The organism is Bacteroides sp. D1 (assembly GCF_000157095.2).
Classification (GTDB): domain Bacteria; phylum Bacteroidota; class Bacteroidia; order Bacteroidales; family Bacteroidaceae; genus Bacteroides; species Bacteroides xylanisolvens.
On record NZ_JH114336.1, the window covers coordinates 53,311 to 71,206 of the forward strand.

Below are 17,896 nucleotides of genomic sequence, written 5' to 3' on the forward strand. Positions count from 1 at the left end.
GCCTTTTCTTTCTGCCGACTTTTTTTTTGAGCTTTCATGCCCCATCTGAGTTTATGAGCCTTTTTTTACGGCACACAACAAGAAGGAAGGAGGGATTGAGAAAAGTTTTGGACGACAAAAAATGTTGGGGACAGCGAAGCCGTCCGGCGTTATTTTTTCAGGACAAAGGGCGAAGACCAGAACTCTTTCGTATCCATCCACCGACATAAATTTGCCGTTCAAAAACAAAGGGTCCCAGATGGAGCTATGAAAAACGCACATTAGGGGAGGCAGAAAACAAGGAAAAGGGCAGTACGGAAAGTAAAACAAACCATACGGTTTTGCCTGCAAAACCGTATTCCTATCTCCCTGTCACAGGTGGCAGGGGGGAACGGGTTAGCAACGGACTGCCGGGACAAACGGTAAAAGGAAGGGACTGCAATACGGAAGAAGGAGGTTGTTTCGGCAATGCCGAAGCTCCGGATGATGACCATTGCAATCCCGCCCACGTTTGGAACTTCTCTTTTCTGGTTTACCCATAATCAGCCGCATAGCGGATGACTACGGGCAAGCCGGGAATGAGGACAGCCATTCCGATGAAGGGGAGGGTGGGAAAAAATCTGCGTGAACGCAAATTAATGGGATTACCAGTAACTCCAAGCGTTTTTTGCTACTTTTTTTGGGGCGCTTGCCAAAAAGTAGCGGACAGCGAAATGCTCTCCCTTCCCTAATCCAAAAGAAGGGAGAATGTATTTCATTGAAGGTATATAGGTTCCGTTCCCTGATTATAACAATACATAGTGTTATTTCTGAAACCATCAAAGCATATATGAAAATCATCGAAATCCTGTTCCGTGGCCAAACGAACCTTATCACTCAACAAAACCATGCATTGTTTATTGACAGATGTGGCCAAAGAGGTAGTACGTCCCGGCTTTATCTCCAATGCCACCACATAAGAAGTCCTTCGTGGATAGATATACCCTATAATTTCCTCATTGAGTACAACCAAACGAATAACATCTTCATTCAAAACGGGAATATTATTAATTTTGCCCATCATTGTTATAATATAAATCAGTTTATAATCATTAAAATACAATATCATCACAAATGATACCTATAATTTTTATAGGTAAACTTTTCCACCGAGACCACCTCATAAAGATAGTCTTCATGGCAAGAAGCCATTATACAGTTCTCACATTCAAGAATAGGATTTATAACTACACGGAATTTAATAGTGCCGTCCACCAGAACAAACTCCACCCGATTAAAGAACCCTTGTAGAGAATGCCCTTCCTTATCTATCAGACGCACTACTTCACCTGTAAAAACAGCCAATTCCTTAGCCTGCCGTTTCGCTTTACGCAAACAACTGTTCGCCGCTTTGACGTTCTCATTCACCTCTTTTGTTCTTATTGCTTTCATACCAAAATCCTTTTTACATATTTATCTTGTCAAAAATCAAAAGTCAGCTGCGTAGCCCTTGCGTTGCTCTGAATCGACCTCTTCAATTCAGAATTATCCTCCATTGCATTTTCAAGTTTCCTAACAAAAGAAGTATCACCTGCTTCCGTTATCTTTAAAATAGGTAACCATACTCCGGCTATCAACTGTAAATCTATATGATAACTTCTCCAATGCTGCATTGTCAATGTATTCATCCATGCGACTTCACCGGGTACGCTATTCATCATCAGATTGACAACAGTCATCTTTACACAAATCAAATCTATGTCCGAGCCATAACAAAAAAGCCTTCCTCCATCATTCTCTTCCGCACATTTTTTTACAGCGGAAAGTAGCATCCTGCCGGAACCACAGCACGAATCACAGACCGACTGTTTAGGTTTCAGCCTATTTTCCCCCATACATGCCATCAAATCAGCAACGTGTATCGGGGTAAAGAACTGTCCGTTATTCCCATGACTGACACACTCCATGAACATATCTCCCAAGACATCGCAAAATCCTTCCGAATATTCAGACACCCTATAAAACATTTGAACAAAAAGTTCCATTTCATATGGCTTATATCTTTTTTCCACTCTACGGTAATCCTCTGCCAACATCCCGACAGACAAATAGTAAAGACAAACATCCAAAAAATCCCGAAAGGCTTCTTCATATCCCCGACTGAAAGCAAGCTTTTCATAAAGTTTCATTATCTCCTTTGGTATCATACTATTCTGATTTCATTATTCACAACATTCTATATTCCTTGTGCCATAGATTTTATCAAAAGCCGCTTTTATCTCCGAGCGATATTTACAGTCCTTCTCAAAACAAAGTTGTTTTGTCCAAAAATCGAAATCAAAACCATCGGTATTATCAATCGTTACAGAAACATAATCAGTCGTACCACTCTGACATACAACCGTATGCCGATTTACACAAAAGCGGTCATTTAAAGCTGTTTCTTTTCGGGTAATGCGTTCTACCATCTTATCTATCCATTTCATACTTATAATATTTTATGTAACTGCCCCATTCCAAGAGGCAGTTACGGTTATACTCATTAAAAATCGTTCTCGTTCAAAAACACCACATCGCCTTTCATCACCATCCAATTAATCTCACTCAGATGATAGCCACAATGCTCACTCAGAAAAATCTCAATCTCTTCAGCGGTCTGTAATCGCCTGTCTGGGCTTATCACAGCAACATTACCGGAATTACAATCCAATACAGCCAGTTTCTCATAAGCCCACTCGCCAAACTGGCAGAACTCGATAAAATTGGCATAAGTTATCCGTATGCTATTGTTCGCATCAAATTCAAGGGGTGACTTTGTTATGAACGAACCTGCATGATTCACCACCACAGAGGGGCAAATCTCTGCCAATGAAGATAAGCTGTCATCCCATCTAATCTCATAAAGGAAAAATCCTTTTGGCAATGAATTGCGGTCTATACGATAACTGGAAAAAAGACCGTCTATCGTTTCATTAATAACCAACTGTTCATAATCTCCTTCTAAATAGTGTACTCGTGACATAACTCGTTTTTTTTAGTTTGTTAAACTTTTAATTTTATGCTTCAGCTAGATTTAAAGACCTTTTTTTAAAACCCCTTTCTGGGATGGCCTTTTCTTTCTGCCGACTTTTTTTTGAGCTTTCATGCCCCATCTGAGTTTATGAGCTTTTTTTTTACGGTCACGCATCAATAAGGAAGGAGGGATTTAGAAAAGTTTTGGACGACAAAAAATGTTGGGGACAGCGAAGCCGTCCGGCGTTATTTTTTTCGGTACAAAGGGCGAAGACCGGAACTCTTTCGTATCCATCCACCGAAATAAATTTGCCGTTCAAAAACAAAGGGTCTCAGATGGAGCTATGAAAAATGCACATTAGGGGAGGCAGAAAACAAGGAAAAGGGCAGTACGGAAAGTAAAACAAACCATACGGTTTTGCTTGCAAAATCGTATTCCTATCTCCCTGCCACCTGTGACAGGGGGGAACGGGTTAGCAACGGACTGCCGGGACAAACGGTAAAAGGAAGGGACTGCAATACGGAAGAAGGAGGTTGTTTCGGCAATGCCGAAGCTCCGGATGATGACCATTGCAATCCCGCCCACGTTTGGAACTTCTCTTTTCTGGTTTACCCATAATCAGCCGCATAGCGGATGACTACGGGAAAGCCGGGAATGAGAACAGCCATTCCGATGAAGGGGAGGGTGGGAAAGAATACTGCGTGAACGCAAAAACACAGTATGCCATCTTAAAACAATATCTTTAAAAAGTTTTTCAGAAGAAATGCTTACCAATATCCTAATAATTATTACTTTTGATAACATAATACAACGATATGGAAAAGAAAAAGATTACAATAGAGGTAGAACCAGCTACAGCCGTAGCTACCGTCGGTTTATTGCGTGGGATATTTCCCAGTATCATCGAACAACTGGAAAGGCAAGCCGCAACAAACGGCAGCCCCTTAAAATTCAATAAAGTAGAAAATATGCAAGAAGTATTGGATGAGATTTATGAAAAGTGCATTGCCGAAACGAACCTCCGGGAGTTTGCCCAGGCGCACTTAAATAGTGACGGATTACCTAACTGATACAGAAATACGGAATCTGCCAGCCATCCTTATTCCAAATAACAAATGGTACAGAATTACACACCTGTCATGTGGGATGACAAAGCATTTGCCTTTGTCCCCTACGAAGCATTCGGTGATTTGCCACATTATCCCAAAGAAAAATGTGAGCAAATTTGCAAAGAGCTGAACAGCCTTATAAGACTATGTACTTATAGACCGAAAAAGGAAGATATTTATTTTCATCCGGTAAGTTATGTATGTCGTTCCGGAGGTTTCATAGTTACGGATAATCAGGCATCCTTTGAGGAATGCCCCTATCCTGCTTGCGCAGACCGTCATAGCTGCCAAAAAATATGTGATTTGATGAACCGTATCATTGAAGAGTCTTAATTATATAAGATACCATGGAACATCCAAACTCCAAATGCAGAATAGCGCAAGCTGAATATTTAAGTCGGCTACCTGAAGAAGAACGGGAAAATAAGGCCAGAGATATTAGAATCGGAAACGCCAGCTATATTTATCACCAACAAGCGGTTCCAATCCAAGAAAACAGATTGATAATGTATTATAAAGAGTGGTTGGAAGATCTTCCTCCCAATATTTCACGCCATATGAGAATGCTCGGATTTGAAGCATGTAAGACAATGATTCCGTTTACGAGATATGTGAACGAAAGAAACGATATTGGTATGCGTGACTGGATGCAAGAGCATCTTTCACCGGGTGACTTCAACTATTGGCAGGAACTTTCGAAAAAAGCAGGTTCGCCAACATTTTAATCCCATCCCGTTCAATACGCTGCCTGAAGAATAAAAGGTGCGTATTAAACGAGAATATTTTTTAGCGTTTAGTCATCTCTTCCCGCACCAGTTCCGTTTCTGTTGGGGAGAGTTTCGGCAATTTGACAGTTGCCGGACTTTCTAACTGGTAAGCCTTCACCTCATTGATAAGCAGCTGCCAGTCAAAAAGAAATTCTTCGGAACAACCATGTTTACGATAAATTTCTTTTGCTGCCTCCAAGATCTCAGGAGCGCAAAAATCGTCTCCCTGAAAGACAACTGCCGGACGATCATTATTGATACAGTCTCTCAATAATCGTAACTGATCTTTCATTGTTTACCCATTTTTACCATTGTCAAAAATTCGTCAGACGGTTTAAATGCCGGTATGTTATGAGCCGGAATAATCATAGTAGTATTCTTAGAGATATTCCGGGCTGTCTTTTGCGCTCTCTTCTTCACTATGAAACTACCGAATCCACGAAGATAGACATTTTCCTCCTTGCCCAACGAAGTCTTTACCTCGTTCATGAATCCTTCCACAACAGCAAGCACCGCTTTGCCGTCGATGCCGGTTCTGGCAGATATTTCCTTTACGATTTCCGATTTAGTCATTTCTTTATAATTTGAAAATTAGCGTGCAAAGATAATTAATCCAATGGATTATTTAAAGTCTGGCATCCGCAGCAAGCCCTGCCCTCGCCCAATGGAGTGTTACTTTACATTAAAGTATTCTATAAACATATCCTTTAAAGAGATGATTCGGTTTGCTCCATGGTCAAAATCTCCATGAAGCTGGCACAGATCATCAAAGATATCCTGGTACTCTCCATCACTGTTAGTCAGTTCCTGGCTCCCATGCTTGGCATAGGCTTCGGCACATTTTTTAAGATACTCCGCAAAATCCTTACAAGTAGGTTTATTCTCTTTCTCTTCCATCATTCACAAAACATTTGTCGAAACACTTCTTTCAGTTCCTCTATTTCCCTGTTGTTAAGTTCTCCAATTTTTCGTTTTATACGGCTTTTATCCACCGTGCGAATTTGATCAGTGGCTATCTCTCCTTCACGCCCGGCTACAGAACACAGAACCCGGTAAGGATAGTTCCTTATCGTGGAGGTTATCGGAACAATGACTACTGTTGTAAGGTACATATTCAAATCTGAAGGAGTGACAACAACACATGGCCGTGTCTTTGCCATTTCACCCCCACGGGTAGGGTCTAACTCTACCCAATACACTCCATACTGTTCTACCATGTCCAATCCTCAAACTTTTCATCCTCAAACACATCAGGGATAAGCAACTCATCATCCCCATTCTCATGGGCACGTTTGGCAGCTTCCGCCCATCCCTGCCGTGGTTGTGCCTTTATCACAATATTGTTCCCGTCCAAAGAAACGCTCACAGTCGATTTCAAGGACAAACGCAACTGTTTCAATATTTCGGAAGGAAGTATTATCCCCTTGCTGTTTCCAATCTGAATAATATTCGTTACCATAATGTTATAACTTTATAAGTTGATTATCACGATACAAATATAGATAAAGTTATAACAACACCAAAAGAAAAACTAACTTTTTCCCATTTTCACCGATAACCCGGCCAACGGCTTCACTCGTCGAGAGTGCTGGTGTATCCCCTTGCCGTACGGCGCTCCCCGACATATGATTCTTATCATGTCTTGTGTCCTTTTCTCCGGCTTCTAACAAACAAACGTGCATTAAAATGTTTCCATTTGAATTTTAGTTATTTGATACCCCAACTATGAACAACAAGACAGCAGAATGTTTCTGTTTTATTAAAATAAAAAGGGAACAAATTTTTAAGGTAATACTTACGGAAAAAACAGACTTTATAACGTTTCTTTTTCGTACATTTGCAACAATATAATAAAAGCGAAACATATAATGGAGAAGCAAGGAGAAATCATACTATACCAACCGGATGAAGCTGTAAGGTTGGAAGTACGTTTAGAAGATGAAACCGTTTGGCTCACACAAGCGCAGATAGCAGAACTTTTTCAACGTGACAGAACCGTTATTACCAAACATATAAATAATGTTTTTAAGGAAAAGGAATTGGAAGAGAAAAGCAATGTGCATTTTTTGCACATTGCTAATTCCGATAAGCCTGTCAAGTTCTTTAGTCTAGACGTAATAATTTCAGTTGGATACAGAGTTAAAAGCGTAAGAGGTACGCAATTCAGGCAATGGGCAAATAAAATTTTAAAAGAATATTTATTGAAAGGTTATTCTATAAACCAACGGCTCAATGACATGGAATATAGAATGAACAATAGATTCTTCCAAATAGAGAAAACCATTGCTGAACATGATGCAAAGATAGACTTCTTTGTACGCACCTCATTGCCTCCGGTGGAAGGTATATTCTTTGACGGTCAGATATTCGATGCGTATAAGTTTGCTACAGATTTAATAAAGTCTGCCAAATGCTCACTTGTGCTTATCGACAACTATGTAGATGAATCCGTGTTACTCATGTTGAGCAAACGAAACAGTGGAGTATCAGCTACTATTTATACACAAAATAAACGCACAGCTCCAACTTGATTTAAACAAACACAATGACCAATATCCTCCCATTGAAGCTAGAACCTACAAAAGTAGTCATGACCGCTTCTTAATCATTGATAATACGGAAGTATATCATATTGGGGCATCGCTAAAGGATTTGGGCAAGAAAATGTTTGCTTTCTCCAAACTGGAACTTCCTGCCCATACGATAATTGATGTATTATGAAATAAGCTAATCACCCATGCGAGAAGCGGAAGAGAATATAAAATTCAAGATGGAAATTGACGTATTGGTTCCCATTCCACGTACTGTCACCCGTGATTTCACCAGTTTGAAGCACCTGCGTCAATGGCAGAAACGGAATGACATCGATGGTTCTCTTTACTGTTTTGCACACCGGGAATACCTGCTCAACGAAAAGGGAGAATGGGAACAATTTACCGTTATCGGCAAACAGGTAGTGACTATCGGAGAACTGGAAAGGCTTCTTTTGGCAATGAAGCAAAAGGGGTTCAACCAATACAGCCGTGAGGAATATGAAGAATTAATGTCTTCATATTTGAAAAAGTGAAGAATTAAAACCTTCATTACACATTTAAATACGAAAACAGGATGAAAATAGGATATGCCCGTGTTTCCACCAAGGAACAACATCTGGATATGCAACTGGAAGCGTTGAAGGCTGCCGGATGCGAGAAAATCTTCTCTGAGAAAATGACCGGACGTCAACAAAACCGCCCGGAACTGGATGCCTGCCTGAGCTTTCTCCGGGAAGGCGACACACTTGTCGTATATAAGCTGGACCGGCTTGGCCGTTCGCTGAAGAATATCCTTACGCTATTGGAAGATTTCAAGAATAGGGGCATCCAATTCACCTCACTGCAAGACAACATCAGTACGGAAGGCGCAATCGGCCAACTGATGAACAACATTCTCGGTGCTTTCGCTCAGTTTGAAAGAGACCTTATCTATGAGAGAACCCAAGAAGGCAGAAGAATCGCCAAGGAAAAAGGTGTCAAATTCGGCAGAAAGACACTTATCAACAAAAACAACATCGCCAAGCAGAAAAGCTGCATCCAACTCTATGAATCCGGAACGCCGGTAAGGGAGATACAGAAAATATTAAACATAGGCAGTAGCGGAACAGTATATCGCCTATTAAGAAGGAATGGAATTGCGCTGAAATCCGAGAACAAAAATAACAAATAACGAATAAACCTCTGCCCATCCTTCAAAGATGATTCTCAAAGATCGTCTGCAATTCCACCTCTCAGCAAGATTATAGGAAAGTCCCCTTCACGGGGACTGATTTTTTTTAATTTTAATACAATAACTCCATGCACTCCTGTACCGCTTTTTCCAATGCTTCTTCCAAACAACAAAAAGCGTCCGCATTACTTTCGGAGTCATACAACACATAATCTCCAGCCCTCACAACCACATGCCAGACCGCCACGTTTTGTTCTGTTTGAAACGTATATTCACGAGTCTGTATCATCCATTGGATACATGCTGCCAGTGTCGGGCACTCGCACATATACATCGGGGTATTCCTTCCCTCAATATCGGTGCGTAGCCTATCCTGTTTGTCATACCAATACTCACAAGGCACGTAATAGTATAATTCCTTCATCATAAGAGCTGTGTCGCTATTAACCAATCTCTCTTTGTTGATTTGTGTAATCAAATTTTCCATATTAGCATTATTTAAGTTGAACATCTGATTTATTCTTCAGCTAGATTCAAGACCTTTTCATTTTTTGTATCGGGAAGGTCTTTGGTCAGCCGACCTTTTTTTTGATGTCATTCCCCATCTGAGTTCTGAGCCTTTTTTCGGCATATCAAGGTCTGGATTGCAAGCAATAAGCCAAGTTTCACTTATGGAAAATGTCGGGAAGACACTTCTTCATCGTTATTTTCCATACAGTAAAGGCGCATGGCCGTAACTTGCCATTTGCGGAATCCCGAAACCTTTGCCGAGCAAAAAGCCGGACTCGGATCGGAGGAAAGAAGCCGGGGGAGGCAGCCCACAGAAAGGGCAATCCGATACAATCAAGAAATTAACCTGCTATACCCTTGTGCGAGTGAAATAATCCATCATAGACACTACATACCTAAGTAGTGGTATCAATACACCGATCACATATATCATAGCGTAGCCCAAAAGGACAAAAGGTAATGTTTTACGATAAAGACATGCAACAGCGAGCAATATAAACGAAAAAGAAAAGCCATAAACCCCATATTGAAAACCGGGTATCAACTCATAAACAGGTACGGGTTCCGGATGAAGCATGGCTCCGGCCACAATAGAATAAAGGCTGGTCAATAATATAAGCAGCGTATATAAGCAACTCTTAAGAATCCTGGGATCATTCCTTTTACAATAGAGAATCGTTCGGATATCACTTCTAAGAAACTCAATGCCCAGTAAGAGAGCCACCATAACGCCTGTATCAAAAGTAGAAAATACATTCATTCCGATCACCTTTGGCGCGAAGATATGTATTTATTCTGAAAAGCCACGTCTTTGCGTATTTTACGATGTCGCATCCGATAGTCCGGGAAGCATTTTTTTTGGTTCTTTTTTGGGGTGACTGCCAAAAAAGAACCCCGAAGCCGAAATCCCGGGCAGACGGGATTTCTCCCGTCCACCTTACCTATTTTGCAATCTTCCCTCGTCCGCATAGCTATAATAGTTATTGCCTGCCACAATCACATGGTCAACCAAACGGATGTCTAATGTTTCAGCGGCTTTTTTAACTGCTTCCGTCAAGCGGTCATCCGCACTGCTGGGCTTGCGTGCTCCTGATGGGTGGTTATGTACCATGATAAAAGATACGGCGTTATAATACAATGCCTGCTTCATGATAACCCGTATATCCACAGGGGCGGTATTTATCCCGCCGCATGAGATACGGACTTTACGGATGAGTTTGGACGAACTGTTCAGCAACAGCACCCACATCTCTTCAGTAGCTATATCGCACAAAACAGGATGCATCATTTTATAAACATTATTGCTGGATAAAAGCGCAGGACTTTCAACTTGCCCTTCTTTCAGCCGTTTATATAGCTCAATCGCCGCATAAGCGACTTTTTTACGGCTGGGTGTTAGTGTTTCCAGTACATCAGACAAGCACAATCCTTCTATTTCCATCTGTTCATACTTATATTCTTCACGTTTCAGTTTCTCACTGTTCGTCAAGGTATAAATCAACTCGCTGTTTTCCATCACCCGATAAACGTCATTCACTTCAAATACGGTTCTCTTCGTTTTCATACTGCCAAAAATTAAAAGATTAATACTCGCAAACATCGCTTGTCGCCCCAACCATAAATTTTTCCTCAACTGATTGGGAACAGTGCATTGAAGAGAAAGCGGGAAAGACGGATCAGAACGGGATTGAACTGGTAAATACTACCTCCCGGAATGGGAGGATGGAGATTTGGCTTTTCAATATCGGGCGTTCCGGCCACGCCTACCTTCGCAATGTTCCTATCAGTTCAGGAAAAAATCATCATGCCTCTCTTCCGGCATAGCCGGAGCGTAGAGCGTTAGGGATAGCAGGGAAAAGCCTGGAGGGTAACGAGGACTTGCAACGAATAGCCCGGTCAGAAGGGAACGCCCTGAAAAACTAATTCGGATACAGAAGATGAACAGAACCGCCTTCCAATCATATAAAAAAACGTGAAAATCAACACATACTTCCGAAAAATCTTTTTCCGAAAGTACGTATAGGGCATGTGAAGGGAAAATTTATTTTCCCAGTCATTTCTATGTTATCGCTTTGGGGATATTTAAAGGGGTTAGGAGTTTAGGTCTTTATTATGTATTTTGGTGGATGGTTTTACACAGCCGATACCTTTTATTTAAAAATTTCTCTCTTTTATTTCACTGATATACCGACATATAAAAAAAACAGGGATTACCTATTCCCTTCATTAACGGGTGGACGGTTTTACACAGCTGACAAGTGAAACCGGACGCTTTTACACAACTAAAGCAAAAGGAGTGGACGGTTCTACACAACTAGAAGCAACAAACGGGACACTTCTACACAACTAAAACAGGCAAAGCGGATGACTCCACACATCTAATCACCCCAATAGGGACACTTCTACACAACTAATTCTATAAAAAACCGTGAAACGTGGACGGTTCTACACAGCTGGATCGTCCATGTTCACCGCCCCGTCCGTCTCCGGAGATATGAACTCTTCAGGAGCAGGAGCAACTTCCGTTCCATTGGCACTCTCCAACTCTTCCTGTGCCCATCCTTCCGGAAACCTGCCGAATACAGCCACGAAATCACTGATATATATCTGTTTTTTCTTTTCTACGCTTTCCGGGGAGTTTGCCCATAAAAGGAACTCTTTATACAGTCCGGCATCTTCCTCCACCTCTTTGATCTTCTTCCTCCTGACAGCCATATCCGTGTCCGGGTAGGCAATCTCGACATACAGCCCAAGCAGGTTCTTATAGAATTTCTTCACCACGACAGCATATTGTCCTTCATCAAAATAGTGCAGCGTATGCCTAGGAAACGAGAACAACACGGTATATGCCCATCTCTCATGATCGCCTTTCACAAAAGAGAAATTGAAATTGGTATATTTCAGGTAAGTATTCATCTTTTTCAGTATCGAGGCGACCTTCTTTTTCCGGTCTTTGGGTTCGGCAATCTCTATGCCGAGCTTTTTAGCCAGCTGATCGACTGTCAGCACATAAAAAGGAGCCTCATTCTTGGTGGTCTTATACTTGATCAGGTAAACCATCTTGGAAAGTTCCAGATAGAAATAGCGGTAACGGCTGGGCAGGCTACGGTAATCCTGAAGTTCCAAGAGGTTATAGAGCGAGAACATGAAATTCTTTATCTCCGGGCTTACCACTGCCGAGTACAGCCTTTTCGTTGACTTCTTCGTCTTGAAATCGGTCATTATGTCGAAACGTTTCAAGATCTGCACGAAATTATAGGATGTACGGCCATCCTCGCCAATGGTCGGATAGCAGAGGTTCTCCAATCCCAGTTTATAGAGAGCCGCCTCAAAAACCGTCTCGATAGGATGGCTGATTCTCTGTCCTGCCGTGTCGGTACATACATATTCCGGCTGCATATTCTTTCCGAACATGGCCGCGAGCTGCCGGCTATCCAGCTTGCGCTGCAAGTTGGTACGGTCATACCCCATCTTACGGCAGAAGTCTTCTACGGAGAACCAGGAAGTCCCGAACAAGTCTTTGAGGTGATAGCTGCCCAGGTATATGATCAGATCGAGCATGACATTTCCACCTGCCTCATACAACCGTTCAATCAGCACGGAATTATAGCTTTCCCCAAGCACCCTAGGGACACGAATCAGTTCTTTTGCCATGATAATACTTACAAAATCAATCCTTTCTCTGTTTTCATTGCCACAAAGATAGGCATACCGGCCAACATACGCGTCATAATTATCAATCAGTTTTAACGGTATGACCGGTATGGGAAAAGGAGAAGTACTTTCCTGAAGAATGCTTTATCCGCCCTTCATCAGAAAGAAAGCATCTTACACCTGTACCCCATAGACATCCTATATTACTTTTTCAGTTCTTCCGATAAAAAGGAACGGTCTATCAATACTTGCACCAATGGTTTCTCTTTGACAAACTCATCAAGCTCACGCTTTATCAATTTATTGCCCAACCCTATGCGTCGTCCAAATTCCTCGAAATCCTTCCGCCCTACCTGATGAGCAATTTGACTCCACATTGTCATCTGTAATCGACTCAACCCTCGGTCTAAGGTGTAGATCGTTAGGTTATCAGTACAGCGAAATCATCCGTTCTCTCATGAGTATCTACTTCTGTGGTGGCTCATGTATTGAGGATGTCACTACTCATTTGATGAACCATCTCTCGCTTCATCCGACACTTCATACTTGTAGTTCTGATACTATCCTCAGAGCGATAAAGGAACTGACGCAAGAAAACATCTCATACACATCAGATACGGGTAAGAACTACGATTTCAACACGGCTGACACTCTCAATACTTTACTGCTCAATTGTATGTTTGCATCTGACCAACTGAAAGAGGGTGAGAAGTATGATGCAAAGCCTACATACAAGAAGTTCTCTGGTTATCGCCCTGGCGTGGCGGTTATTGGTGACTTGATTGTTGGCATTGAGAATAGCGATGGTAACACAAAAGTTCCATTTCATGGCACGTTTTCTCGCCATGGCAGAGCTTAAGTAAACTTAGCTCTGCTCATCTGGCTTAACGAAAACCTTCGTTTTCATCAGAAGGACACGCTGAAGAGGTTCTTTGAGAGATTTGAACAGAACAGGCTCACTATCAATCGTTTCAGAGCTGATTGCGGATCATGTTCCGAGGAAATCGTGGAGGAAATAGAGAAACACTGCAAGTCCTTCTATATCCGCACTAACCGCTGCAGTTCGCTCTACAATGACATATTTGCTCTCAGAGGCTGGAAGACTGAGGAAATCAATGGCATTGAGTTTGAATTGAACTCTATCCTTGTTGAGAAGTGGAAGGGTAAAGCATACCGACTTGTGATTCAAAGACAGAAACGGATGGATGGTGTGCAGGATCTTTGGGAAGGAGAATACACATACCGTTGTATCCTGACTAACGACTATGAATCTTCCGTAAGAGAAATTGTCGAGTTCTATAACCTTCGTGGAGGAAAGGAACGTATCTTTGATGATATGAACAATGGTTTCGGGTGGGACAGATTGCCCAAATCCTTCATGGCCGAGAACACTGTGTTCCTTCTTCTTACAGCACTTATCCGTAACTTCTACAAGGCCATTATCCAAAGACTTGACGTAAAGAGGTTCGGACTCAATGCAACAAGTCGCATAAAAGCGTTTGTCTTCAGGTTTATCTCTGTACCAGCCAAGTGGATCAGGACATCAAGGCGGTATGTGCTGAATATCTATACCTGTAACAATGCTTACGCAGATATTTTTCAGACTGATTTTGGATAACGCCTACAACTTATGGGTATGATACTGCGTATTGTCTCAAGTCGCATTGTGGGGTAAGGGGATGTTGTAGGCAGAAGTGGGTGTTTCTGCCTCAATTTATCTGATAATTCAGTAATGAGAGGACGTGTACACGCAAGAAGGACGTTGAAGGGCTTAGTTGCGGATTTGAGGCAGGTAAGAAAATACAAAGAATTAACAGTAAACGTAAGATGGTATGAAGAAAGAGCCAATTATAGTGAATGTATATCTGTGGGGAACTTGTATTGGCAAATTGAATTGGGACTTTGAAAAGCATTGTTCTGTATTCCAATTTACGGATGAGTATAGGAAACAAGATTATGATATATGTCCTTCCACACATCCTAAGAGAACCCCTTTGTTTGCGTCTTTCTATGGGAATAAAGATAAATTATATCAAGGGCTTCCGGAATTTCTTGCAGATGCGCTTCCTGACAAATGGGGGGCTTCCCTATTTGACCAATGGCTCACGGATAACAATATAAAGGTTACGGAATCATTGCCCCTATTGAAGCTCTCTTATATTGGCAAGAGGGCTATGGGAGCATTGGAATTTGAACCGGAATTTAATGATGATGCCATCCATGAATCAGTAAACATGTCATCATTGGCAACTTTGGCTTCTAAAATATATAATGATCGAGATGCTGCTGTCATATCACCGGAGGATAGCCTCACGATGAAGAAGTTAATATATCTCGGAACTTCTGCCGGTGGCATGCGCCCGAAGGCGGTGGTTGCCTATAACCTCGAAACGGAAGAGTTCCGTTCCGGTCAGGAGGATTTGCCTGAAAATTTTAAGCAGTATATCATAAAATTTAAAGAAGCAGATGACTCTCCTACCACAGAGATAGAAATGGTATATAGCGAAATGGCAAAGGCGGCAGGAATCAACATGGTGTCATGCTTTCTGAAAGAGATTGATGGAAGAAATCATTTCGTAACGGAAAGATTTGATCGCAAGGATGGAGACAAGATTCTTAGCCAGCCCCTTGCGGCCATTATGCCAGGTGCAGATGATTATATGAAGCTATGTTGGCTGGCAGAGACTCTGAAACTTCCCCAGGAAGACAAAGATCAGATATTTATCAGAATGGTATTTAATTATGTCGCAGGTATATCTGATGACTATAATAAGAACATATCGTTTATCATGGATAAGACAGGGAGGTGGCGTTTATCACCTGCATATGATGTAATGTTCACGGCAAATACATGGGAAAATTCTTCTGCACATATTCATTCTATGGGTGTGATGGGCAAGAGATCGGCCTTGACCACAAGTGATTTTGTCAATTTCGCCGAGGATTTTGTGGAAAATCCTGAAAAGAAGATATTACAGGTGTTCGATGCTGTAAGCAAATTTCAATCATTGTGCGTCACGTATGGCATAGATAAGGCCATATCTGATAAAATTCAACATGTATTGGATGGATTGGTTACTGATGATTTGAACTTGTTGCAATTAACTTAAAGAACAGCAGATGGTGAAAGTCGTTCCAGTCTTTTCTTGAGCCACTTGTAAGCATGATATTCTGCCAGTTCGTCGACTACGTGCCATTGCGTGAAATCAGCAACGGCCTGCATTCAGCCAACGGCAACTTGAACCACTTGGGCATCCCATGTGCTCCCTCCAAGTCGAACCTCTCGTACCAAAACGAGAAACGCTCCTGTGAGTTCTTCTGCGACTGTTATTATGCACTGCTGAATTATTTCGGACAGCTTCCTTTATGAACGTATAGAAGAACGTAAGCGGTTGAGCAAATACATCTTGTACATTTGATTTTTCCCAAGAGAAATCACTCTGCTTGAGTTATGTATATGTGCAGTGGTAAGACTTATCGGTTCGTCAGAGTTTCAGGTTGCGTGTACAGTTTGTCTATGGACAGTCCTGGGATTGTCCATAGACATTCCCGTGACTGTCGGGAGAGTGTCGTGGCTTTGTCGGTATCCACCCCATCTGTCAGGAAGGAGCTCGGTGAGTTTTTTCTCTGACTTGGGAGTAAGATAATAGGGAAGTTTGCTGATTACATCATTCAGCCACTCACGTGGATTGACTCCACATTCCTTACAGGAACCGAGTAACGAGCAGATGACAGCCGTGTTTTCAGCCGCTTGCTGATTTCCACAGAACAGCATATTCTTTCTGGTCAAAACCATAGGTCTAAGTGCGTTCTCCGCCCTGTTGTTATCTATAAAAATTCTTCCATCGTACAGATAATGCCTCATTCTTGGTATGAGAGGATAAGCGTAGGCTATAGCCTTCCCCATCAGACTGCGCTTAAGCACTTTGGGGTATGTGTTTTGAAGCCAGAGCTCGAAGGCGTCAAGTAGCGGACCGGCCAGACGTTGCCGTAGCGCTGCACGTTCCTCATAGGAGAGTTGCCGCTCATCAGCCATATACTCCACGTTATACAGATCTTGTATAAATTTAAGTCCTTGCATGGCATATTCCCGGTTCTCTTCCCTGCATGACTCTATGTGGCGTCTGATATGTGCGAGACATCCGCACAGGCGCACGTCCTTCCGGTTCTCAAAAGCGTCATAAGCGGAGTAGCCGTCACACTGGAGGTATCCTTTGAACGTTTTCAAAAGATCGACCGCCACCTTTTGAGAACGCGATCCGTTGGCATAATGGAAGAAGAGCAGGCGCGGCACCGCCGCTCGTACTATCCAGATATACTCCTTTGCCGCCTTATGCCTGTCATGGTCTATGACCGGGAGAGTGGTTTCATCCACCTGTATGTAGTCAGAGGAGAGGACTTTCTTTTTGAGTTCAAGGTAAAGAGGTCTTAAAAGTTCACAGACCGGCTTGAACCAGCCATTCAACGTGTTTCTCGACAGTTTCACTCCCAGGTGTTCCGGTTGCTTGACCTGCCGGTAAAACGGAACGTGATACTCGTATTTCTGTAAAAGTATCTCCGCGAGCATGGAAGCCCCGGGCATACCTTTATATATGGGCATCAACGGCAAAGGAGCGGTAACTACCATCCGCTTCCCGTTTTCAACTGCCTCCGTTTCGTCTTTGATTGCATACGTGGGGCGTACCGTGTCTTTTACATAGAGATACCCGGGTTTCATCTCAAGGGTTCTGGTGTGTTCCTCGCCTATCTTGACGTATTTGCCAAGGTCGAGGTCTTCCGGCTCGATGACAACCGTCACGACCGGAAGGTCGTCCATGATGATCCGGTTGCGGCGTGGAGTTTTACCGGCGACTTGGGGTTTGGGGGTGATAATCTGCGCCGCCTTGTTTCTGGCCGCTTCGATTTCCGCCTCTATCTGTCCCAAGTCGCCGTAATCAAAAGGGAGCATGGGGTCCCCGTTGTTTATAGGATTGCATTTCTCACTCATCTTCCCGAACACTTTCCTTTTCAACCATGCAAGGGAAGCGTTCAGTTCAACTATCGTGGCACGGAGCTCCTCTATGGTCTTGGCCTGGGACTCGATGATCTCACTTTGCTTCCGGTTTGTCTCCATCAGCAAGGCAAGCTGTTCCAGCATGGGGTCCGTCACCCGCTTCGGCATATCTTCTTTCGTTGTCATT

24 protein-coding genes and 4 pseudogenes are annotated in these 17,896 nt (G+C 42.5%); 12 read left to right on the forward strand and 16 right to left on the reverse strand.

Going from position 1 to position 17,896, the window contains the following annotated elements; all coding sequences use genetic code 11:
• Together BSAG_RS25540 and BSAG_RS25205 are read left to right on the forward strand one after the other, a co-directional pair.
• A pseudogene (locus tag BSAG_RS25540) lies at positions 1–209 on the forward strand (hypothetical protein); the annotation flags it as partial.
• Positions 210–320: 111 nt separating this feature from the next.
• Positions 321–521, forward strand: a complete 201-nt coding sequence (locus BSAG_RS25205) for a hypothetical protein (protein ID WP_008771444.1) — start codon at positions 321–323, stop codon at positions 519–521.
• Between the two features lie 212 nt (positions 522–733).
• Here BSAG_RS25205 and BSAG_RS15710 read toward each other — a convergent pair whose 3' ends face one another.
• The 5 genes from BSAG_RS15710 to BSAG_RS15690 are packed head-to-tail and all read right to left on the reverse strand — an operon-like array spanning position 734 to position 2,980.
• Positions 734–1,042 (reverse strand): hypothetical protein, encoded by a 309-nt coding sequence (locus BSAG_RS15710; protein ID WP_224263218.1) that lies wholly within the window; start codon positions 1,040–1,042, stop codon positions 734–736.
• Positions 1,043–1,086: 44 nt separating this feature from the next.
• Complete coding sequence (locus tag BSAG_RS15705) at positions 1,087–1,410, reverse strand: hypothetical protein (RefSeq protein WP_008771445.1); 324 nt, start codon at positions 1,408–1,410, stop codon at positions 1,087–1,089.
• A 29-nt stretch (positions 1,411–1,439) separates the two neighbouring features.
• Entirely contained in the window at positions 1,440–2,165 is a 726-nt protein-coding gene (locus BSAG_RS15700) for an N-6 DNA methylase (protein WP_008771446.1), read from the reverse strand.
• A 15-nt stretch (positions 2,166–2,180) separates the two neighbouring features.
• On the reverse strand, positions 2,181–2,444 hold the full coding sequence (locus BSAG_RS15695) for a hypothetical protein (RefSeq protein ID WP_008771447.1): 264 nt from the start codon (positions 2,442–2,444) through the stop codon (positions 2,181–2,183).
• Positions 2,445–2,500: 56 nt separating this feature from the next.
• Complete coding sequence (locus tag BSAG_RS15690) at positions 2,501–2,980, reverse strand: LPD28 domain-containing protein (protein WP_008771448.1); 480 nt, start codon at positions 2,978–2,980, stop codon at positions 2,501–2,503.
• A 408-nt stretch (positions 2,981–3,388) separates the two neighbouring features.
• Here BSAG_RS15690 and BSAG_RS25210 point away from each other — a divergent pair, with 408 nt between their 5' ends.
• The 4 genes from BSAG_RS25210 (at position 3,389) to BSAG_RS15675 (ending at position 4,805) form a co-directional block, all read left to right on the forward strand.
• Positions 3,389–3,589, forward strand: coding sequence for a hypothetical protein (locus BSAG_RS25210; protein ID WP_008771449.1), 201 nt, complete (start codon positions 3,389–3,391; stop codon positions 3,587–3,589).
• A gap of 197 nt (positions 3,590–3,786) precedes the next feature.
• Positions 3,787–4,041: a hypothetical protein gene (locus BSAG_RS15685; protein WP_005868768.1), complete on the forward strand. Its 255-nt coding sequence runs from the start codon at positions 3,787–3,789 to the stop codon at positions 4,039–4,041.
• Positions 4,042–4,086: 45 nt separating this feature from the next.
• Positions 4,087–4,413: a hypothetical protein gene (locus BSAG_RS15680; protein ID WP_008771452.1), complete on the forward strand. Its 327-nt coding sequence runs from the start codon at positions 4,087–4,089 to the stop codon at positions 4,411–4,413.
• Between the two features lie 14 nt (positions 4,414–4,427).
• A complete protein-coding gene (locus BSAG_RS15675) occupies positions 4,428–4,805 on the forward strand; it encodes a hypothetical protein (protein WP_008771453.1) in 378 nt (125 codons plus the stop codon).
• Positions 4,806–4,866: 61 nt separating this feature from the next.
• Here the strand turns inward: BSAG_RS15675 and BSAG_RS15670 are convergent, their stop codons facing one another.
• From BSAG_RS15670 to BSAG_RS15650, 5 genes are all read right to left on the reverse strand, one after another.
• A complete protein-coding gene (locus BSAG_RS15670) occupies positions 4,867–5,139 on the reverse strand; it encodes a hypothetical protein (RefSeq protein ID WP_005868772.1) in 273 nt (90 codons plus the stop codon).
• Positions 5,136–5,420, reverse strand: coding sequence for an HU family DNA-binding protein (locus BSAG_RS15665; protein ID WP_008771454.1), 285 nt, complete (start codon positions 5,418–5,420; stop codon positions 5,136–5,138). Before BSAG_RS15665 ends, BSAG_RS15670 begins: the two co-directional genes overlap by 4 nt.
• Before the next feature lie 99 nt (positions 5,421–5,519).
• Positions 5,520–5,747 (reverse strand): hypothetical protein, encoded by a 228-nt coding sequence (locus BSAG_RS15660; protein WP_008771455.1) that lies wholly within the window; start codon positions 5,745–5,747, stop codon positions 5,520–5,522.
• Positions 5,744–6,064 (reverse strand): type II toxin-antitoxin system PemK/MazF family toxin, encoded by a 321-nt coding sequence (locus BSAG_RS15655; protein WP_008771456.1) that lies wholly within the window; start codon positions 6,062–6,064, stop codon positions 5,744–5,746. The genes BSAG_RS15660 and BSAG_RS15655 overlap by 4 nt, the downstream gene beginning before the upstream one ends.
• A complete protein-coding gene (locus BSAG_RS15650) occupies positions 6,058–6,306 on the reverse strand; it encodes an AbrB/MazE/SpoVT family DNA-binding domain-containing protein (protein WP_008771457.1) in 249 nt (82 codons plus the stop codon). The genes BSAG_RS15655 and BSAG_RS15650 overlap by 7 nt, the downstream gene beginning before the upstream one ends.
• A 409-nt stretch (positions 6,307–6,715) precedes the next feature.
• Here BSAG_RS15650 and BSAG_RS0222960 point away from each other — a divergent pair.
• From BSAG_RS0222960 to BSAG_RS15640, 3 genes and pseudogenes are all read left to right on the forward strand, one after another.
• A pseudogene (locus BSAG_RS0222960) lies at positions 6,716–7,568 on the forward strand (virulence RhuM family protein).
• Positions 7,569–7,584: 16 nt separating this feature from the next.
• Positions 7,585–7,914 carry a hypothetical protein gene (locus tag BSAG_RS15645; protein ID WP_005868780.1) on the forward strand — a complete coding sequence of 110 codons (330 nt, stop codon included), beginning with the start codon at positions 7,585–7,587 and terminating at the stop codon, positions 7,912–7,914.
• Positions 7,915–7,955: 41 nt separating this feature from the next.
• Positions 7,956–8,552 (forward strand): recombinase family protein, encoded by a 597-nt coding sequence (locus BSAG_RS15640; protein WP_005868781.1) that lies wholly within the window; start codon positions 7,956–7,958, stop codon positions 8,550–8,552.
• A gap of 112 nt (positions 8,553–8,664) precedes the next feature.
• Here the strand turns inward: BSAG_RS15640 and BSAG_RS15635 are convergent, their stop codons facing one another.
• From BSAG_RS15635 to BSAG_RS0222965, 5 genes are all read right to left on the reverse strand, one after another.
• The gene (locus BSAG_RS15635) at positions 8,665–9,063 is read right to left on the reverse strand and encodes a hypothetical protein (protein WP_005868782.1); all 399 of its coding nucleotides are present in this window, start codon (positions 9,061–9,063) and stop codon (positions 8,665–8,667) included.
• Positions 9,064–9,411: 348 nt separating this feature from the next.
• Positions 9,412–9,822: a hypothetical protein gene (locus BSAG_RS15630; RefSeq protein WP_005868783.1), complete on the reverse strand. Its 411-nt coding sequence runs from the start codon at positions 9,820–9,822 to the stop codon at positions 9,412–9,414.
• Between the two features lie 177 nt (positions 9,823–9,999).
• Positions 10,000–10,626, reverse strand: a complete 627-nt coding sequence (locus tag BSAG_RS15625; RefSeq protein WP_005868785.1) for a RadC family protein — start codon at positions 10,624–10,626, stop codon at positions 10,000–10,002.
• A gap of 881 nt (positions 10,627–11,507) precedes the next feature.
• Positions 11,508–12,716 carry a hypothetical protein gene (locus BSAG_RS15620; RefSeq protein ID WP_005868786.1) on the reverse strand — a complete coding sequence of 403 codons (1,209 nt, stop codon included), beginning with the start codon at positions 12,714–12,716 and terminating at the stop codon, positions 11,508–11,510.
• 203 nt (positions 12,717–12,919) lie between these two features.
• On the reverse strand, positions 12,920–13,093 hold the full coding sequence (locus tag BSAG_RS0222965; protein WP_224201638.1) for a hypothetical protein: 174 nt from the start codon (positions 13,091–13,093) through the stop codon (positions 12,920–12,922).
• Here BSAG_RS0222965 and BSAG_RS24075 point away from each other — a divergent pair.
• The 3 genes and pseudogenes from BSAG_RS24075 to BSAG_RS24085 form a co-directional block, all read left to right on the forward strand.
• A pseudogene (locus tag BSAG_RS24075) lies at positions 13,075–14,334 on the forward strand (IS1380 family transposase); the annotation flags it as partial. The gene BSAG_RS0222965 and the pseudogene BSAG_RS24075 sit on opposite strands and share 19 nt — an antisense overlap.
• A 214-nt stretch (positions 14,335–14,548) precedes the next feature.
• Positions 14,549–15,826: a type II toxin-antitoxin system HipA family toxin gene (locus BSAG_RS15615; RefSeq protein ID WP_008771460.1), complete on the forward strand. Its 1,278-nt coding sequence runs from the start codon at positions 14,549–14,551 to the stop codon at positions 15,824–15,826.
• A gap of 17 nt (positions 15,827–15,843) precedes the next feature.
• Positions 15,844–16,074: pseudogene (locus BSAG_RS24085) on the forward strand (DUF4372 domain-containing protein); the annotation flags it as partial.
• Between the two features lie 135 nt (positions 16,075–16,209).
• Here BSAG_RS24085 and tnpC read toward each other — a convergent pair.
• A complete protein-coding gene (tnpC, locus tag BSAG_RS15610; RefSeq protein ID WP_008771461.1) occupies positions 16,210–17,853 on the reverse strand; it encodes an IS66 family transposase in 1,644 nt (547 codons plus the stop codon).
• Positions 17,854–17,896 lie beyond the last annotated feature (43 nt).

Bases quoted from the DNA above. Each gene is read 5' to 3' on its own strand.
- BSAG_RS0222965 (WP_224201638.1), bottom strand. From the start codon at position 13,093: ATGTGGAGTCAAATTGCTCATCAGGTAGGGCGGAAGGATTTCGAGGAA.
- tnpC (WP_008771461.1), bottom strand. From the start codon at position 17,853: ATGCTGGAACAGCTTGCCTTGCTGATGGAGACAAACCGGAAGCAAAGT.
- BSAG_RS15675 (WP_008771453.1), top strand. From the start codon at position 4,428: ATGGAACATCCAAACTCCAAATGCAGAATAGCGCAAGCTGAATATTTA.
- BSAG_RS15655 (WP_008771456.1), bottom strand. From the start codon at position 6,064: ATGGTAGAACAGTATGGAGTGTATTGGGTAGAGTTAGACCCTACCCGT.
- BSAG_RS15695 (WP_008771447.1), bottom strand. From the start codon at position 2,444: ATGAAATGGATAGATAAGATGGTAGAACGCATTACCCGAAAAGAAACA.
- BSAG_RS15685 (WP_005868768.1), top strand. From the start codon at position 3,787: ATGGAAAAGAAAAAGATTACAATAGAGGTAGAACCAGCTACAGCCGTA.
- BSAG_RS15660 (WP_008771455.1), bottom strand. From the start codon at position 5,747: ATGATGGAAGAGAAAGAGAATAAACCTACTTGTAAGGATTTTGCGGAG.
- BSAG_RS15650 (WP_008771457.1), bottom strand. From the start codon at position 6,306: ATGGTAACGAATATTATTCAGATTGGAAACAGCAAGGGGATAATACTT.
- BSAG_RS15635 (WP_005868782.1), bottom strand. From the start codon at position 9,063: ATGTTCAACTTAAATAATGCTAATATGGAAAATTTGATTACACAAATC.
- BSAG_RS15670 (WP_005868772.1), bottom strand. From the start codon at position 5,139: ATGAAAGATCAGTTACGATTATTGAGAGACTGTATCAATAATGATCGT.
- BSAG_RS15690 (WP_008771448.1), bottom strand. From the start codon at position 2,980: ATGTCACGAGTACACTATTTAGAAGGAGATTATGAACAGTTGGTTATT.
- BSAG_RS15665 (WP_008771454.1), bottom strand. From the start codon at position 5,420: ATGACTAAATCGGAAATCGTAAAGGAAATATCTGCCAGAACCGGCATC.
- BSAG_RS15625 (WP_005868785.1), bottom strand. From the start codon at position 10,626: ATGAAAACGAAGAGAACCGTATTTGAAGTGAATGACGTTTATCGGGTG.
- BSAG_RS15705 (WP_008771445.1), bottom strand. From the start codon at position 1,410: ATGAAAGCAATAAGAACAAAAGAGGTGAATGAGAACGTCAAAGCGGCG.
- BSAG_RS15710 (WP_224263218.1), bottom strand. From the start codon at position 1,042: ATGATGGGCAAAATTAATAATATTCCCGTTTTGAATGAAGATGTTATT.
- BSAG_RS15680 (WP_008771452.1), top strand. From the start codon at position 4,087: ATGGTACAGAATTACACACCTGTCATGTGGGATGACAAAGCATTTGCC.
- BSAG_RS15615 (WP_008771460.1), top strand. From the start codon at position 14,549: ATGAAGAAAGAGCCAATTATAGTGAATGTATATCTGTGGGGAACTTGT.
- BSAG_RS15700 (WP_008771446.1), bottom strand. From the start codon at position 2,165: ATGATACCAAAGGAGATAATGAAACTTTATGAAAAGCTTGCTTTCAGT.
- BSAG_RS15630 (WP_005868783.1), bottom strand. From the start codon at position 9,822: ATGAATGTATTTTCTACTTTTGATACAGGCGTTATGGTGGCTCTCTTA.
- BSAG_RS15620 (WP_005868786.1), bottom strand. From the start codon at position 12,716: ATGGCAAAAGAACTGATTCGTGTCCCTAGGGTGCTTGGGGAAAGCTAT.
- BSAG_RS15645 (WP_005868780.1), top strand. From the start codon at position 7,585: ATGCGAGAAGCGGAAGAGAATATAAAATTCAAGATGGAAATTGACGTA.
- BSAG_RS15640 (WP_005868781.1), top strand. From the start codon at position 7,956: ATGAAAATAGGATATGCCCGTGTTTCCACCAAGGAACAACATCTGGAT.